The sequence below is a fragment of the Aquimarina sp. TRL1 genome (genome assembly GCF_013365535.1).
Classification (GTDB): domain Bacteria; phylum Bacteroidota; class Bacteroidia; order Flavobacteriales; family Flavobacteriaceae; genus Aquimarina; species Aquimarina hainanensis.
This window is the reverse complement of sequence record NZ_CP053590.1, coordinates 2,209,985-2,227,609: the sequence shown is the minus strand read 5'-3', so window position 1 is coordinate 2,227,609 and position 17,625 is coordinate 2,209,985. Positions and strand designations below refer to the sequence as shown.

11 protein-coding genes are annotated in these 17,625 nt (G+C 34.1%); 5 read left to right on the top strand and 6 right to left on the bottom strand.

Features of this window, described 5'->3' with window-relative positions:
- The first annotated feature begins 110 nt into the window (after positions 1–110).
- Positions 111–1,226 carry a lipid-A-disaccharide synthase gene (gene lpxB, locus HN014_RS09095; RefSeq protein ID WP_176028569.1) on the top strand — a complete coding sequence of 372 codons (1,116 nt, stop codon included), beginning with the start codon at positions 111–113 and terminating at the stop codon, positions 1,224–1,226.
- Here the strand turns inward: lpxB and HN014_RS09090 are convergent.
- Both HN014_RS09090 and HN014_RS09085 read right to left on the bottom strand, forming a co-directional pair.
- Positions 1,216–3,432 (bottom strand): response regulator, encoded by a 2,217-nt coding sequence (locus HN014_RS09090; RefSeq protein WP_176028568.1) that lies wholly within the window; start codon positions 3,430–3,432, stop codon positions 1,216–1,218. The genes lpxB and HN014_RS09090 overlap by 11 nt on opposite strands.
- A 229-nt stretch (positions 3,433–3,661) precedes the next feature.
- Positions 3,662–5,815, bottom strand: a complete 2,154-nt coding sequence (locus tag HN014_RS09085) for a response regulator (RefSeq protein ID WP_176028567.1) — start codon at positions 5,813–5,815, stop codon at positions 3,662–3,664.
- 318 nt (positions 5,816–6,133) lie between these two features.
- Between HN014_RS09085 and HN014_RS09080 the strand changes: the two genes are divergently transcribed.
- From HN014_RS09080 to HN014_RS09070, 3 genes are all read left to right on the top strand, one after another.
- The gene (locus HN014_RS09080; protein ID WP_176028566.1) at positions 6,134–6,634 is read left to right on the top strand and encodes a C40 family peptidase; all 501 of its coding nucleotides are present in this window, start codon (positions 6,134–6,136) and stop codon (positions 6,632–6,634) included.
- The gene (locus HN014_RS09075; protein WP_176028565.1) at positions 6,631–8,679 is read left to right on the top strand and encodes a ComEC/Rec2 family competence protein; all 2,049 of its coding nucleotides are present in this window, start codon (positions 6,631–6,633) and stop codon (positions 8,677–8,679) included. The genes HN014_RS09080 and HN014_RS09075 overlap by 4 nt, the downstream gene beginning before the upstream one ends.
- A 244-nt stretch (positions 8,680–8,923) precedes the next feature.
- The gene (locus tag HN014_RS09070; protein ID WP_176028564.1) at positions 8,924–9,082 is read left to right on the top strand and encodes a hypothetical protein; all 159 of its coding nucleotides are present in this window, start codon (positions 8,924–8,926) and stop codon (positions 9,080–9,082) included.
- A 100-nt stretch (positions 9,083–9,182) separates the two neighbouring features.
- Here HN014_RS09070 and HN014_RS09065 read toward each other — a convergent pair whose 3' ends face one another.
- The 4 genes from HN014_RS09065 to HN014_RS09050 all read right to left on the bottom strand — a co-directional run bounded on the left by HN014_RS09065 (position 9,183) and on the right by HN014_RS09050 (position 16,047).
- The gene (locus HN014_RS09065) at positions 9,183–9,722 is read right to left on the bottom strand and encodes a thioredoxin fold domain-containing protein (protein ID WP_176028563.1); all 540 of its coding nucleotides are present in this window, start codon (positions 9,720–9,722) and stop codon (positions 9,183–9,185) included.
- A gap of 83 nt (positions 9,723–9,805) precedes the next feature.
- A complete protein-coding gene (locus HN014_RS09060; RefSeq protein ID WP_176028562.1) occupies positions 9,806–12,022 on the bottom strand; it encodes a peptide MFS transporter in 2,217 nt (738 codons plus the stop codon).
- A 14-nt stretch (positions 12,023–12,036) separates the two neighbouring features.
- A complete protein-coding gene (locus HN014_RS09055) occupies positions 12,037–13,863 on the bottom strand; it encodes a peptide MFS transporter (protein WP_176028561.1) in 1,827 nt (608 codons plus the stop codon).
- Between the two features lie 12 nt (positions 13,864–13,875).
- On the bottom strand, positions 13,876–16,047 hold the full coding sequence (locus HN014_RS09050; protein ID WP_176028560.1) for a S9 family peptidase: 2,172 nt from the start codon (positions 16,045–16,047) through the stop codon (positions 13,876–13,878).
- Between the two features lie 242 nt (positions 16,048–16,289).
- On the opposite strand from HN014_RS09050, the gene HN014_RS09045 reads away from it, so the two are divergent.
- Positions 16,290–17,615 (top strand): hydroxymethylglutaryl-CoA reductase, degradative, encoded by a 1,326-nt coding sequence (locus HN014_RS09045; protein ID WP_176028559.1) that lies wholly within the window; start codon positions 16,290–16,292, stop codon positions 17,613–17,615.
- Positions 17,616–17,625: the final 10 nt, after the last annotated feature.

The following is a 17,625-nucleotide window of genomic DNA, read 5'->3' as shown; positions in this document are numbered from 1 at the left end:
TTTATAACTTATAACAATATAATGCCTACGAGATTAAATAGATACCTCATATAAAGTAATATTCATTGATATCCAGGGCATCATGTGACAACTAAAAACTATTAAAACACATGAAATACTATCTTATTGCCGGAGAGGCTTCCGGAGATCTTCATGGAGCCAATCTTATGAAATCAATTCTTAAGGAAGATCCTGATGCTGAATTTCGATTTTGGGGAGGGGATTTAATGAGTGCTGTCGGAGGAACCCTCGTTAAGCATTATAAGGAACTTGCCTTTATGGGGTTTATTGAAGTTCTTTTTAACCTATCTACGATTCTTAAAAATATTAAGACCTGCAAAAAAGATGTTACTGATTTTCAGCCAGACGCCTTAATATTTATTGACTATCCAGGTTTTAATTTACGCATTGCCAAATGGGCTAAAGAACAAGGTTTCAAAACGCATTACTATATTTCTCCACAAATATGGGCATGGAAAGAAGGAAGAATAAAAGGAATTAAAAAGTGTATCGATGCCATGTACGTCATTCTTCCTTTTGAAAAATCATTTTATGAGGACAAACATAAATTCCCTGTTCATTTCGTAGGACACCCTTTAATCGATGCTATCGGACAGCATAAATTAATGCTTCCCGAAGCTTTTAAAGAAAAAAACGGATTGGACGACCGACCTATTATTGCTATTCTTCCGGGAAGCAGGAAGCAGGAAATAAGAAAAATGCTGGAAGTAATGCTCAGTATAGTCGATGACTTCCCTAAGTATCAATTTATCATTGCCGGAGCTCCCAGCCAAGATGCTTCTTTCTACGCTCCCTTTATAAAAAAAGAAGGAGTTCATCTGGTTATGAATCAGACATATGATCTTTTGAGTCACAGTAATGCTGCTTTAGTCACATCAGGAACAGCAACTCTGGAAACCGCATTGTTTAAAATACCAGAAGTAGTCTGTTATAAAGGAAATGCAATATCGTATCAAATTGCTAAAAAAGTTATTAAGGTAGATTTTATTTCTTTGGTAAACCTCATTATGGGGAAAGAAGTTGTCAAAGAGCTTATTCAAAATGATTTTAATCCCGAACGACTCAAAGAGGAGTTAACTCACATTACCGATGACTATAACCGGGCTGTTTTATTTTTAGACTATTATGATCTGGAAAAGAAACTAGGAGGAAAAGGAGCAAGTGACAATACGGCTCAATTAATTGTTAAAGCTATCAGGACATAGGTTTGCTATACCGGACGATTGTCTGATACAATTTTTCCGGGTTAACAGGCTTACTTAATACTTCATCTATTCCTGCTTCATCAAACTTCTCTTTATTAAGATCTTCTGATAAAGCGGTAAGAGCAATTACCGGTAGTTTTTTATACATTCCTTTAATATGTTTTGTTGCTTCGAAACCGTCCATTTTGGGCATCATAACATCCATTAAAACAAGGGAATACTCTTTCTCCCTGGTGAGAGCAACTGCTTCCTCACCATCATTTGCCGAATCGCATTTAAAACCGTAATTCGTAATAATTTTTTCTGTTATTAACTGATTGACTTTATTGTCTTCTACCAACAAGACATTCAATCTGCTTTTATCTTCTGACCAGGAGTTTTTCAATGCTTTTTCCTGCGGCTTATCTTGTGTCGCTACCCTACCAAATGAAAGATCAAAAGAAAAAGTGGCTCCTTTCCCCAAACTGGATTCCACGGTAGCCTCTCCTTCTAATAGGGTAAGTATTTTTTTTACAATCGACAACCCCAAACCTACACCTCCATATTCTCTGTTTACTTTTACAGATCCCTGATTAAAAATATCAAAGATTTGCTGTCGTTCTTTATCAGACATTCCCCTGCCAGTGTCCTTTATAACAAACCGCACATCTACTGTTTCTTTTCCGCTATGCAACAAAGAAGTCGACACGTAAACATCTCCTTCTTTTGTAAATTTTAATGCATTATCCAATAAATGAGTAACTACCCGAGATACTTTTAGCATATCCCCTGATAAAACTTCTGGAATCTTATCATCTAAGGTACAGTGAATCTTATTATTCTTATTATTTTTAGTAACTAAAGAAGAAGCTACTAAATCCTTTATCAAAAAATTGAGATTAAAAGGTTCTCTCTTAATTTCCTCTCCCCCGTTATTTAATGCATTCAAATGAATTACATCATTAATCATCTCCAACAGATAATCACTGGATAAATTGATTAATTTCATTTGATGTTCTTCTTCGGTATTCTTTTTTCTCTTTTGCAACAAAAAAGAAATTCCCTTTATTGTATTAAGCGGAGTCAACAATTCATGAGTAATTGCATCCATGAAATCAGATTTTGCCTGATATGCCAGATCTACCTTTTTATTTGCCAGCACCAGATCTTCATAATTTTTTGTCAGTTGTTGATTTACTTTTGTTTTATACCTTACCGCTTTAAACTGGTTTGCACCAAAAACAATCAAAATTGCAATTACTATCATACAAAGTATAAAGAGGTACTTCGTACTTTTTAAGCGTTCTTTATTCAATTCATTTTCAACCCGGATTTTATCATTTTCTTTTTCCTGTAGGCGAAGTTTATTCTCCAATGCTATTGAACTACTAATTTCATTCATTTTTTCATAAGCATACTTCTTGTAATGCTTAGAAGATTCTCTATAATGGAATGCTGCTTTTTTAAGCTCATTTTTCTCTTCAAAATAGATTCCCTTGGTATGACTAAACAATCCTTCAAAGTTGTACTGATCAGGTTTGTAATATGCATCTTGTAAAATTGAATCAAAACTAGCCTGAGCAGCAACATATTCTCCTAAATAAATATGACTTGTCGCCAACATCATCTGAAGCCTTTTTACACGATCTTTTTTTACTCCTGTTTCTTTAATTGCTTTTAAAGATGCCAGCGCATGTTCTCTTGATGCTTTCCATGCTTCTTCTCTCAAAAGAATAATCGCCAGATTATAATTTATATCTATTCTGTCAGCTGGTTTTCCAAATTCACTCAACTTATCCTTTGCTTTGATATAAGCAGCCTTTGCCGCTTCCTTTTTTCCTTGCAATGACATTAAAACCCCTAGCACTTCATAATTCAGCCCCAGTTCTCTTTCATCTTTTATCCTATCAATTAATTCAAAGTTTTTATCTATATACTGTTTTGCATAAATTGTATCCCTATTATTTAAGAAAAAATCAATCTTGGCGCTATTTACTTTCAATTTTAGATATGCATCTTGCTGATCCTTTACCAATACTTCTAAAAAATTAAGCAATTTGATCCCTTTTTCTTTTACATCTTTATGGGAGCTTTTTAAATAGGTGGAAGATTTTTCGAGTAATTTCTCTACATACTCTTTGTTAATTTGAGAATTGCTTGTTTTTCCCAAGACTCCGTTTCCAAAGCTCAGCATCCAACAACAACAAAACACAAATAAAAATCTCATCAATAAATCCTTTTAATAAATTGTGTATAACGAACTACAAAAATACACTATTTACTGTATTAACTTACTAAAAACCAGTATAAAACGTAATTAATTAAGGATTTATCTCTTTTTAAGACATGCTGTTTTTAAAAAAAGCAACTTTCATATAACACTATATTGCAACAGGTTGTGTTTTTTTTTATATAGCCGACAAGGAGAGTATCTATATTAAAATCATTAAAAGAAATCATGACATCGATCTTTTATACTTGACAATTGTTTGGTATAGTTTTTCAGGATTTACTGGTTTATTCAACACTTCTTCTATCCCTACTTCATTAAATTTTTTCTTATTTAATTCTTCTGACAATGCCGTTAAGGCAACTACAGGAATATCTTTATTATTCCCTTTAATATGTTTTGTAGCTTCAAAACCATCCATCTTAGGCATCATTACATCCATCAAAATCAACGCATATTCATTTTTTGCTGCTAATGCCACCGCTTCTTCCCCATCATTCGCAGAATCACAACGAAACCCATAATTAGTAATAATTTTTTCTGTTATCAGCTGATTTACTTTATTGTCTTCTACCAACAAAACATTAATTTTTTCTTCGGGGTGTACTACTTCCTTACTTCCTGGTAATATTTCTTCTATTCCTTCTGCTTTATCAAAAATAAAACAAACAAAAACAGTTGTTCCTTTGTGTTTTTCTGAATCTACTCTTATTTCTCCTTCTAATAAGTCTATTATTTTTTTTACAATTGACAAACCTAATCCTACTCCTCCATACAATCTATTCACTGCAACAGATCCCTGGGAAAAATTAGTGAAAATACTCCCCTTCTCCTCCTCCGAAATACCAATACCTGTATCTTTAATCTCACAACTTACAACCACCTTATTTCTTTCGAATTTTGCACCTGCTTTGATATAGATATCCCCTTGTTCAGTAAACTTAAATGCATTGTCTAACAAGTGGGTAATTACCTGCGAAACTTTTAGCATATCCCCCAATACAATATCAGGTATATTTACATCGATATCTGAATGAACTTTATTATCATGTTTATTTTTCGTTAGCAATGAAGAATTCAACAAATCATTGAGTAAAAATTTAAAATTAAATAGCTCTTTCTTTACTTGTTCTTTCCCCCTATCTAAAGAATTCAGGTGAATCACACTATCAATCATACTTAAGAGATAGTCACTTGATACATTGATCAGCTTCATTTGATGTGCTTCTGCTTTACTTCTCTCTTTTTTCTGCAACAGAAAAGAAACCCCCTTAATAGTATTCAACGGAGTCAGCAACTCGTGAGTTACAGCATCCATAAAATTAGACTTGGCCTGTAATGCTTCATCAACTTTTTTATTTGCCACGACCAAAGCTTCATAATTTTTTGACAACTCCTGATTTACTTTTGATTTATACCTGGAAGCTTTAAACTGATTAACTCCAAAAACAATCAATACGATAATGGTAATAACACATAAAATGAAAATATACTTCACACTTCTTAATCGTTCTTTGTTCAATTCATTTTCTACTCGTATTTTTTGATTTTCAGCTTCCTGAAGTTTTAATGTATTTTCTAAAGCCAGAAAAGAGCTCACTTCTTTTGATTTTTCTTCAGCAAAACGAGCATAATCAGCAGAAGATACTCCGTAATAGTATGCCGCTTTTTCATAGGCTTTCTGCTTGTCATAATACAATCCTTTGACCGCATTAAATTTTCCAGAAAAATAAGCAACATCAGAGTAATAAAACGGATCATTCTCTATTACTTGAATTCGTTCCTTCGCTTCTTTTATTTTTCCTTGATTTAAATAAGCTGTTGCTAAAATAATATTCAAATGCTTGAGTTGCGTTTTCTTTAGACCGACCTCCTGTATTGCATTTATGGAGGCTACGCCATAAGTAATACTTTTCTTCCAGGCTTTTTCTTTTAAAAAAGAAAGTGCCAAATTAAAGTTTGCATCAATTAAATCTTCTGGTTTCCCAAACTCCCGTAACAGCTCTTCAGCTTTGATGTATGCCTGTAGTTTTTCCTCCTGTTTCCCTTGCAACCATCTAAGAAGTCCTAAAGCTTCATAATTGAGTCCTAATTCCCGTTTATCATCTATTCTTTTTAGTAGTTCAAAATTTCTAGTTACATATTTTTCCAGGTTAACGGGATCCCTGTTACTTACTGCAAAAATTATTTTGTTTTTATTCACCAAAAATTCCAGATAAGGATCTTCCATCTGCTTCACTAAATTTTCTAGTAGATTTAGTAAATTAATTCCTTTCTCTTTATATTCTTTTTCTGGTCTTACTATATACGAAGTACATTCCTCTAACAATTTCTGAACACTATCCTTACTGATAGCTTCATCCTGGGTTAGAGCATTCATGCATATACAAAAACTAAGAAAACAAAATCCGAAAATTAGCAATGTTCTTCTCATATATTGTATTGTTACACCACTGGAAAACATCAACGTATATCAAATGTACATTATTTAACCACAACCCACTAAAAACCAGCCTTAAATACGAAAACACCCCCTTTATTCTCCTAAAAAACACCCTGTTCCTCATTTGGTTTCCTATAATTTCAGGAAAGATCTCAAGAAAGTATTTCTCCTTATTTTGAAAATCGCTCATAATGGTTTAATTTGCTACGGCATGCCCTATTTTAATTAAAAGACCATCCCTAAGTAATGAGTAATATGAAAAAAATAATTTTCCTACTTATAGCAACCTCACTTTTCTTTTCTTCTTGTGGAAGTTCCAAGCGTTCTAAAAGTTTTGCTTCTGCTAAGAAAACCTCGGTTCACAAAAAGAGCAATAAGAAAATTAAAAGTATTATTTCATATGCAAAAACTTTTAATGGCACTAAATACAAGTACGGAGGAACTACCAGAAGAGGAATGGATTGCTCTGGTTTAATATACACCTCTTTTAAAAAAGAAAATGTACCCCTTCCCAGAACCTCAAGAAGCATGGCATCCAAAGGAAAACCTGTTTCCTTAAAACGAATTAGTCCGGGAGATCTTCTTTTCTTCAGAACGAATAAAAACAAAAAAGTCATTAATCATGTAGGATTAGTTGTTGCCAGTGGAAAAAACATTCAATTTATTCATGCATCAGTTTCCAAAGGAGTAACGATATCCAGCCTGAATGAGCGCTATTGGAATAGCTGCTTTGTCGGAGCCCGAAGAATTTTATGATGAAACTTATTAATATCCCTTTTCTGGTTATTACACTCTCAACCATAACAGGGATTTTAATTAGTGAATATATTCTTATATCTCTCAAATTATCCTTATTACTAGTCGCCATTTGCATTGGCATTTTATACTGTATTAAAATATACACTAAGAGATCTCTAAAAAAAGGATCTCTTTTTTATTGCTGGACAATTATATCTTTTTCTTTTTTTGGTATAGCCCTCAGCAACATTCACAAACCAACAAATTACAACCATCACTATTCGAACATAATCCCAGACCTTAGTTCGCAAAAACATGAAATATACTTCTACGTACGGGAACAATTAAGATCATCCAACTACTACCATCGATATATTGTCAACATTCGTTCTGTTGACGGTAAAAGCGCATCTGGACATCTATTATTAAAAATAATCCGAACCAAAGAAAACCCTGTTCTTATCCCCGGAACTTCTTACATTGTTTACACTTCATTTTCCGACATTCCTTTTGCTAAAAACCCATCGCAGTTTGATTATAGCATCTATTTACAAAACAAATACATCTATCATCAAATCTCAGCATCTTATCCCCAATTAATTAAAAGTAAAGAAAAATTCAATCTTATTCATAACTACACCTACCACCTCAGGGAGCATCTAATAAAAAAATTAGAAGTACATCATTTCTCCCCTACACAGCTTTCACTTATCAAGGCACTATTCTTAGGGCAAAAACAAAACATAGCTACATCCTTACTTACTGATTACAGAAGAGCCGGTGCACTACACATTCTTGCTTTATCCGGATTACATATTGGAATTCTTTTGTTATTACTCCAAAATCTTTTAACACCAATACATCGGTTTGGTAAAAAAGGAAAGTATATTTCTGTCAGCCTTACTATTATTTTTCTCTGGTTTTTTGCCATTCTAACTGGTGTATCTCCCTCTATTCTCAGAGCCACTGTCATGTTTTCATTTATCGCTCTGGGCACTACACTAGCGACTAAAGCAAGTATATATAATGCTATAATTATTTCCATATTTGTGATTCTTTGTTATCACCCTATGTTTATCTATGATGTGGGATTTCAATTAAGTTATGCTGCTGTGCTTTCAATTGTACTGATTAAACCCAGGCTTGATTCTCTTCTCCAAATCAATGGTATCTTTTACAGAAAACTAAGAGATCTTATTACTGTCCCTATTGCTGCTCAAATAGGTATACTGCCAATATCATTATTTTATTTCCACGAGTTCCCTCTTTTATTCCTACTTACCAACTTATTGGTAATACCATTTCTTGGAAGCACTCTTCTTATTGGTTTTATTGCAATTATACTGGTATCTATAAACTTACTTCCCGATAGCATCGCGGCTTTATTAGGTATATTACTCGATGGAATGAACGGTATTATTTCATGGATTTCCTCTCATGATTTTGCGATGATATCCTCAATTCCTTTTTCAGGAATTTCTGTAATTCTGACCCTACTTACCATTTTTACTCTATTCCGAATCACCTATAAAAACAAAAAGACCTCTTATATGTTCTTTTTCTCAAGCCTTATTGTCCTGATCTGTAATTTTAACCTGGAACAGCGTATACGATTAAATACGAACAGGCTAATAATTTACCATACGATAAAAAACAGCGTTATTGGTATACACAATGGTAATAAACTAGTAATATACAGCAGTAATCCTATAACCTCTGCTATACAAAAGCAACTATATTCCTCTTATAAAACCCAATATAATATCCATCAAACAACCTTCGAACAATTAAAAAATATATACCAATACGATGATCAACTCATCATGGTTATAGATAGTAGTATGATATACACCACTAAAAAAACTATTCCTGATGTACTTTTATTGACAAACTCCCCTAAAATCAATTTAGAACGAGTTATCCAAACCTTAGCCCCCAAACTCATTGTTGCTGATGGATCTAATTATAGAAGCATGGTACAGTTGTGGCAAAACACTTGTATTAAAAAACAAGTTCCATTCTATAATACGAATACTAAAGGAGCCTTCATTTTAGAGCGCTAATTCCCTTTTGATAAAAATTATTATATACTATTGCCAATATCATTAACAATTTTACACACCCACTAAAAAAAGCCACCTTTCTCTATCCATTTCTCATACATGCTGCACATCTATAAAACAAACAATTAAACTAACCACACCAAATATAAACATCTATATATAAGAATCTTCATTTTTTATTTTTAGTCAATTTTTTTATATATTTATTAAATTTATTACACATTTATTTTAAATCATTAGAAAAATGACAGAAGAAAAATTACACAAAATCATGCTTGCTTATAAGAAAAAGCATGGGTTTACTTTAGAAAACCATGATAATTACAAGTGGGCATTGGAAACTATCCGAAAACACAAACTAGAAGAAGAAACGAAAGACTCTAAAAACCAAGAAAATTCGTAATCTGATTACTTATCTCACACACTAACTAACTTAAAAAAAGAAATAAAAAAACTCTCTATATTTCTATAGAGAGTTTTTTGATGTTATTATTATCTGCCTACTAATTCTTGAAGGTACTCACAAAAGAAGCCTCATATGCTTTCCATGCCTCTTCTGTTGTCAATTTTTTAAAATCATCTTTATGAATCATCTTTAAGAATAATTCTAATTGCTGAGGCGTCTTATACCCAGCTACGGGAGCGATTACTTTTCCATTTTCGTCAAAAAACACAATACTTGGATACGCATTAATCTTTAACGCATTTGCAAAGAAATGCTGACTATTTCTCCCTTTCCTGTCTGGGTTGTGATTTGGGTTTGTATACGTAAAATCATTATAATGTATCTCCTCCGTACCTTCTGCATTAAATTTCACTGCATAATAATTCTTATTTACATAATTCACCACATCTTCATTATGAAATGTATTTTTATCCAACAATTTACAAGGACCACACCAATCAGTGTATACATCCATAAAAATTTTCTTTGGATGTTTTTTTTGCGCCGCTAAGGCCTCATTCATTGTCATCCAATTAATTTCCTGAGATGAAACTATCCCGGAAATCAAAATACCAAAAATAAATAGTAGGTTTTTCATAAGTAGTTTTTTTTAGTTTAGTCGGAACAAAAATCATTCCTTATAATATGTATTCATTTTTGGGCTTAAAAAACACATATTTTTTATCTTACTCCGTGCATTAATTTTTTAATAATCGGTTCAAAAAGAATAGAAATTGCTCCCACAACAACAGACACAATAGTCAACATCCAAAAGAAATAGCTAATTCCTTCGGTATCTGCAATCTTATCAATATTCTCTCCGAATTTACCCGCTCCTTTCATTCCAATAGCAACAGCTAAGTACCAAACCCCAAACATAAAAGCAATCATTCTGGCAGGTACAAGCTTACTTACATACGAAAGACCAACAGGGGAAATACATAATTCTCCCATAGTATGGAACAGATACACCAAAATCAACCAAATTATACTCACTGAAGCTGTTTTTGCTCCTGGTTCAATTCCATTGGCTCCAAAAGCTACACAAGCCATCCCTATCGCTAATAAGAACATTCCTATACCATACTTCATATTGGCAGACGGATTGTATTTGCTTTCCCACCACTTAGAAAACAAAGGTGCAAAAGCAATTATAAACAATGAATTCAATATCGAAAACCAACTAGCAGGAATTTCTACCGCACTATTGACAGATGAAATGGTAGCGGTTGTTTGCGAAGTTTGGTTTAGGTCATATTTAATCGAATGCGCAATTTTGACCAATATCTCGTCTCCCACATTTAATTCACCCTTCTCTTCAGAAGAAATCTTAACTTTTTTAGAAACAGATTCTCCTAGGCTATTAGTAATAACCACATCTACATTATTAACTGTTGTTCCAAAAGCACCTGGTTTTGGTTCTTTAGAGAATCCTACAACTTTAGCTGCAAGGCATTCTCCTACTTGATTTCCTTTCCCATCAATCAGGTATCCATTCTCTATTTTATTATTTCCATTAGATGCCTCTTTCTGGTCATAAATAGAGAGACTTTGGATATCCTTTATTTTTATAACATCATTTTCTTTATATGCTTCTGAAGAAATTATTTTTACCTCTTCTGTTTTCCCGTTAACATTGCTATAAGTAACGTTATAGGAAGATGCTTTAAATTCATTAGAGATCATCCAGATAGTAACTCCCCAGACAATTACAAAACTAGTAGCCAAAATAATATTCGACCATTTATATTTCGCAAAGGTTTGTTTAAACAACAACCACAATACCCAGGTAATTATCCCTAAAGGCACTATGGCTATAAGCGTGTTTATCACTTTGAAAATATATGCTGAAGTTCCTTCTAGTACTCTATCTGTATAATCTTTAGCGAAAACCGTCAGTGTATTCGGTGATTGTTCGAAAATTGCCCAAAAGAAAATGGTAAGAAATGCAAAAAAAGTAACTGCTATTAGCTTTTCTTTTGTCAACTGAGAATACTTTGTCAACCTATATATTAACAGCCCTAAAAACAAAACAAGCGCAGTTAGAATCACAAAGTTGTTTCCTTCCAGCCCTAACATTTGAAAATCAAAAATATTAAAAGCTCCTTCTGATATTTTAGCTGCCGGATCATTCAAAATCCATAAAATTCCCAGAGCACTACAAATTGTAATAAGCACTAATTGTCCTTTTGAAAAAGGCACCCGTTTATCATTATCTTCTTCTGATGTTGATACTTTTGTTTGTTCTTCCTTCTTTGGTTTTAATCCGATATCTCCAAAAATATTCTGCGCCAGCCAAAATTGAATAAGTCCAAAAAGCATAAAGATTCCTGCTAATCCAAACCCGTAACTCCATCCGATTTTTTCTCCCAGATATCCGCAAAGTAAAATACCAAAAAATGCTCCTGCATTCACTCCCATATAAAAAATCGTATACGCTCCATCTTTTTTCTCTTGATGGTTCTTATACATTTCAGAAATAATTGAAGTCATATTTGGTTTAAAAAAACCATTCCCAAATACCAGTAGTCCTAATCCCATATATATAAAAAATGGGGTTTCTACTGCCATTGCTCCATGCCCTAAGGTCATCAAGAGTGCTCCAACGACAACTGCCCAACGAAATCCTATTATCTTATCTGCAAAATACCCCCCTAGCATTGTAGAAAGATAAACCAGCCCAACATACGAGCCAAACAATGCCGAAGCATGTTCTCTAGGCCATCCCCAACCTTCATCAAATAATGATGCTGTAAAAAACAATACTAAAAGAGCTCGCATTCCATAAAAGGAAAAACGCTCCCACATTTCTGTAAAAAACAGCACAAACAGTCCTGCCGGGTGACCTAAAACTTTATCCTTGAAAAAGTCATTCGTATCTGTAATATTCGAGTTCATTGTTTTCTTTAATTTTAGTTATCAGCTAATTCGAATCCTTCTGCTTCTTCGTTTCTCAAATCTCTCTCATTATCTTCTGCCCCATGCGTCAATACCTTTAGTTTTTTCAGGAATACTATCAATAACAATCCAAAAGCAACTGTAAATACGGTAATTATCGTAAATATGTTATACTCTAACGCATTTTGTTCTTCTTCTATTTTAAATGAAACGCTATAATCTTTTCCATCCCCTTTATTCGCTTCTATTTTAGCCTTTTCTTCATCTTTTTCGAATAACAACTTAGCGTGATATGGGTTTTCTTTTGTTACATTATTTTCTTTTAAGTACGCTAATAGCTGAGAACTCGTATTATGTCCTTCTGAGTTACCCAGAACAAACAACGAATTTAAAGAGGTTCCTTTCTCATAATCCGCAAATTCTACTTTATCACCCTGTGGGTATAATGCTGCTCTTATTTCAAAGTTTTTATCACGATTAATCGCATAATCTTTTTCAGTAATTTCTTTACCATCTACTTCTTTGGTATACTCGGCTTTATTTACAAAAGAATACACAACTTCTTTATTTGCGATCATCTTTCCTTCATATGGTTCTAATTGAGAAGATTCCCCAATTGCTCCTGCCAGTTTATTTCCAAACCCGGTACATGCAAAATATATTCCCATCATAATTGAAGCGTATTTCACAGGAGCTAACTTAGTTATAAATGATAAGGCTACCGGCGAAGCGCATAGCTCTCCAATAGTGTGGAATAAATAAGCCATAAAAATCCAAAACATTGCAGCTTTCCCAAAATTCTCTGCAGCAGCTTCTTTAGAAGCAAACATCATAAATACAAAACCTAGTCCCATAATGATTGTTCCGATTGCCATTTTAAACAGGGAAGATGACTCTTTTCCTTTTTTACGCCACCATACCCAAAATCCGGCTATTACAGTTCCAAAAATGATAATATATCCTGCATTTAGCGATTGGAATACAGCTGCTGGTATTTCTTGTAACCATTCTGGTCCTCCAAATCCGGTAACTCTATTTACTTTTACATCTGTATACAGGTTCATCAATCCTCCTGCCTGCTCAAATGCTCCCCAAAAAACAATTACAATCAAGAAAGAAATCAATAATACAATTACCCGATCTTTTTCTATTTTGGTCAATGGTTTTTTTGCTGCTTCTTTATTTACAGATTCTTTTGCTCCAATAAAATCACCTACTCCTACTAAATATTTCTGTCCCCACATGTATACGATTTGTCCCAGAACCATTCCGATTCCTGCTAAACCGAATCCCCAGTGCCAACCGTATTTTGCCGCTACAATTCCTACAATAATCCCGGCTAAAAAGGCTCCAAGGTTAATCCCTATATAAAAAAGCGTAAATCCTTTATCTCTTCGAATATCTCCTTCTTTATACAATCCTCCTACCATCGTAGAAATATTGGGTTTCAAGCACCCTACACCAAGAATTACCAAAGCCAGTCCTCCAAAGAAAGCGGTACTTGTCGGAATCGCTAATACCCCATGTCCTAAACACAACAACAATCCTCCCAGCATCACCGTTTTTTTCTGCCCCAGCCATTTATCTGCTATAATTCCACCTGGAATAGACATCACGTATACTAACATGGTATACCACCCATACAACCACAGTGCATCTTTTGTCGTCCAACCCAGTCCCGGATCATTCGCCGTAGCCGAAGTTGCAATGTACAACACTAGAAGTCCTCTCATTCCATAGTAAGAGAATCGTTCCCACATTTCCGTAAAGAATAGTACGAACAATCCTACCGGATGCCCAAATAGCTCTTTTTGATGAGCTGCTTTAACTGTATCTGCCATTATGTTTATTTATTATAGGTTCTTTTTAATAAAATTAGTCATTTTGTTATATAAATGTAGTCTTGTATTTCCTCCGTAAATACCGTGATTCTTATCTGGGTAAATTGCCCATTCGAAATCTTTATTCGCCTGCACTAAGGCTTCGATCAACACCATTGCATTCTGTACATGTACATTATCATCTGCTGTTCCATGTACCAATAGATATTTCCCTTTTAATCCATCTACATAATTAACTGGTGAATTTTTATCATATCCTGCGGCATTCTCTTGTGGTGTTGTCAAATATCTTTCGGTATAAATCGTATCATAGAATCTCCAATTAGTCACCGGAGCAACAGCAATTGCCATTGCGAAGGTATCTGCTCCTTTGAACAAACAGTTACTAGACATAAACCCTCCATAACTCCATCCCCAAATACCTATTCTATTAGCATCTATATAATCCAATGCGCCCAACTGCTTTGCTGCTGCAATCTGATCCTGCACTTCTAAATTCCCCAGGTCATTCTGTGTCACTTTTTTAAATTTCGCTCCTTTAAAACCTGTTCCTCTTCCATCAACGCAAACCACAATATATCCCTGTTGTGCTAACATCATATACCAATAGTCATTGGCTCCATACCACCTATTAGCTACTGATTGAGATCCTGGTCCTGAGTATTGATACATTAATAATGGATATTGTTTTGCCGGATCAAAATCTCTAGGCTTAATCATCCACATATTAAGAGATTCTCCATTAACACTTAGCGTAGAAAATTCTTTTGGTCTAAAATCATATGTAGCTAATTCTTCTGTCAATCTTTTATTATTTTTTAGCGCTCGAACGACTTTTCCACTAGAGGAGGCTATTAAGCTATACTCAGGAGGCGTCGTACTACTCGAAAAAGAATTGATAAAATAGGTGAAGTCAGCACTAAAATCTGCACGATTTGTTCCTTCTTTACTACTCAAGCGTTTTTTAGATTTCCCGTTTAATTTTACTGAATAAATATCTCTATTGATACTTCCGTTCTCTACACTCTGATAGAATATCGTTTTGTTTTTATTATCGTATCCGTAATAGGCTGTTACCTCCCAGTTCCCAGCAGTAACCTGATTAATCAATCCTCCTTTATCATTATAGTGATAAATATGATTATATCCATCTTTTTCACTGGTCCAGATAAAGCTATTATCGTCCAAGAAAGTAAGATTATCAGTTATATCGATATAGGCTTCATCTTTTTCATTCAAAACTACACGAGATGTGTTATCAGAAGCATTTACAAAAATTAAATCCAGATTGTTTTGGTGTCTGTTCATTACCTGAACACTCAAAACATCTGGATTTGCAGACCATTTTATTCTTGGAATATAGAAGTCTTTATAAGTGCCTAATTTAATCGGGGCTGATTGCTGTTTCTCTAAATTATAAATGAACAGCGATACCTTTGCATTTTTCTCTCCGGCTTTTGGGTACTTAAATACTTCCTGCCTTTGATATAATTGACTCCCGTATACATCCATAGAAAACTCAGGCACCTCTTTTTCATCAAAACGAATGTAAGCAACTTTCTTACTATCTGCACTCCAATCAAAGGCGCGTACAAAAGCAAACTCTTCTTCATATACCCAATCTGTCACTCCATTTATAATTTCATTCTTTTTCCCGTCGTTTGTTAATTGTACTGTCTTTTGAGAAGCTATATCAAAAACATAAATATTGTTATCAAAGACATATGCTATTTTTTCTCCATTTGGAGAGAAAGTCGGCTCCTGTATTTTTTTATCACTTACTTTTGTCAGCGCTTTGGTTTCCGTATTGTACACATGATAGATTCCTCTTCTGGAATGGCGAAAAATCTGAGCCACTTCACTCGAAAGCAGAATTTGTTTCTCATCTGAACTAAAAGAATATCCCTGAAAAGCTTGAAGATTTTTAATCGCTGCAGAGTTCAATAATGTCTTTGCTTTCTTCCCTGTTGCATAATCATATATTTCTATAGAAGTAGTTCGATTTGATCTGTCCATCTCTAGAACAGAATATTGTTTTCCGTTCTTCATGGAATACAATGACTGCAACCCTTCTGTTCTAAAAGCACCTCTCCATATCTCTTCTAACGTAAAAACTTTTTGTTGTGCATAGGAAAAAACTCCTATAAATAAAGTCACACAAAATAGTAATCGTTTCAATTTCATATTATGTATTTAAATTTATTAGTATCAAAAATTAAAAAATCTGTGAAAAATACAACAATTGACGGAAATTCCAACAAAAAAGCGGGTATTACACCCTCTATTTTTAACATATTATTAGAAAACGATCCCCATTATACCTTTTCTTAGTAAGTAATTTTTAGCATATCCTACGCTTTATCATCGCTTCCTCTAAAAAACACAAAACAGAATGCTATCTTTGACGCTTTATTACAAAACAAAAAATGGCACCAATAGTTTCTGGCTTTTCCAAGCTTTCTAAATCTGATAAAATTCAATGGCTGGCACAGCATCATTTCAACAATAACACTGATGCTATCTCTATTATCAAAAGATATTGGAATTCTGACGAAAAATTACAACAGTTACACGATGAGTTCACTGAGAACACTATATCTAATTACTACCTCCCATTTTCGGTAGCCCCTAATTTCACGATCAACAACAAACATTATACCATCCCTATGACCATAGAGGAGAGTTCCGTTGTTGCCGCTGCAAGTAAAGCCGCCAAGTTCTGGCAGAACAGAGGAGGATTCACAGCAGAAGTCTTATCGGTTTCTAAAGTAGGTCAGGTACACTTTAACTTCTTTGGAGAAACTGAGAAACTCACCTCATTTTTCGAGCAAATCAAAGAGCGACTGCTAGCTTCTACAGAACACATCACTAAAAACATGCAAAAAAGAGGTGGTGGAATAACTTGTATAGAACTTCGAGACAAAACAGCAGAGATTGATCATTACTATCAGCTACATTGCACATTCGAAACAGTTGATGCCATGGGAGCTAATTTCATAAACTCTTGTCTGGAGCAATTAGCCAGTACTCTTCAAAAAGAAGCTTTACAATTCCCTGTGTTTTCTGAAAAAGAAAAGAACATAGAGATCATCATGAGTATTCTCTCCAACTATGTACCAGAATGTATTGTTCGCGCAAGTGTTTCATGCTCTATAGAGGAACTTCCTAAAACAAAAGAACTTTCTTCTGAACAGTATGCACATAAATTTGTTCAGGCAGTAAAAATAGCCCAAATAGAACCTTACAGAGCCGTAACTCATAACAAAGGAATTATGAACGGGATTGATGCAGTGGTTTTGGCAACAGGTAATGACTTTAGAGCTATAGAAGCAGGAGCTCATGCTTATGCAGCGCGAAACGGAAGATACACCAGCCTGACAAGTGCATCTGTCACAGAAAACACCTTTTTATTTAGCATAGAAATTCCTTTAGCTTTAGGAACTGTAGGAGGACTTACTTCTCTTCATCCTTTAGTAAAATTAGCGATGCAGCTACTAGGGAACCCAAATGCTTCGGAATTAATGCAAATTACAGCTGTTGCCGGATTGGCACAAAATTTTGCTGCTATCAACTCCCTGATCACCACCGGAATTCAACAAGGACATATGAAAATGCACCTTATGAACATTCTTAATCAGTTTGATGCTTCAACTAAGGAAAAAGAGCTTCTTGCTTCCTATTTTTCTACAAATACAGTTACACATAGCGAAGTAGTTGCTCAATTACAAAAAATACGCAATCCTCAAACCTAAAAAACACACA

Coding starts and splice junctions, on each gene's coding strand:
- lpxB (WP_176028569.1), top strand. CDS start 111: ATGAAATACTATCTTATTGCCGGAGAGGCTTCCGGAGATCTTCATGGA.
- HN014_RS09075 (WP_176028565.1), top strand. CDS start 6,631: ATGATGAAACTTATTAATATCCCTTTTCTGGTTATTACACTCTCAACC.
- HN014_RS09065 (WP_176028563.1), bottom strand. CDS start 9,722: ATGAAAAACCTACTATTTATTTTTGGTATTTTGATTTCCGGGATAGTT.
- HN014_RS09050 (WP_176028560.1), bottom strand. CDS start 16,047: ATGAAATTGAAACGATTACTATTTTGTGTGACTTTATTTATAGGAGTT.
- HN014_RS09060 (WP_176028562.1), bottom strand. CDS start 12,022: ATGAACTCGAATATTACAGATACGAATGACTTTTTCAAGGATAAAGTT.
- HN014_RS09070 (WP_176028564.1), top strand. CDS start 8,924: ATGACAGAAGAAAAATTACACAAAATCATGCTTGCTTATAAGAAAAAG.
- HN014_RS09045 (WP_176028559.1), top strand. CDS start 16,290: ATGGCACCAATAGTTTCTGGCTTTTCCAAGCTTTCTAAATCTGATAAA.
- HN014_RS09085 (WP_176028567.1), bottom strand. CDS start 5,815: ATGAATGCTCTAACCCAGGATGAAGCTATCAGTAAGGATAGTGTTCAG.
- HN014_RS09055 (WP_176028561.1), bottom strand. CDS start 13,863: ATGGCAGATACAGTTAAAGCAGCTCATCAAAAAGAGCTATTTGGGCAT.
- HN014_RS09090 (WP_176028568.1), bottom strand. CDS start 3,432: ATGAGATTTTTATTTGTGTTTTGTTGTTGTTGGATGCTGAGCTTTGGA.
- HN014_RS09080 (WP_176028566.1), top strand. CDS start 6,134: ATGAAAAAAATAATTTTCCTACTTATAGCAACCTCACTTTTCTTTTCT.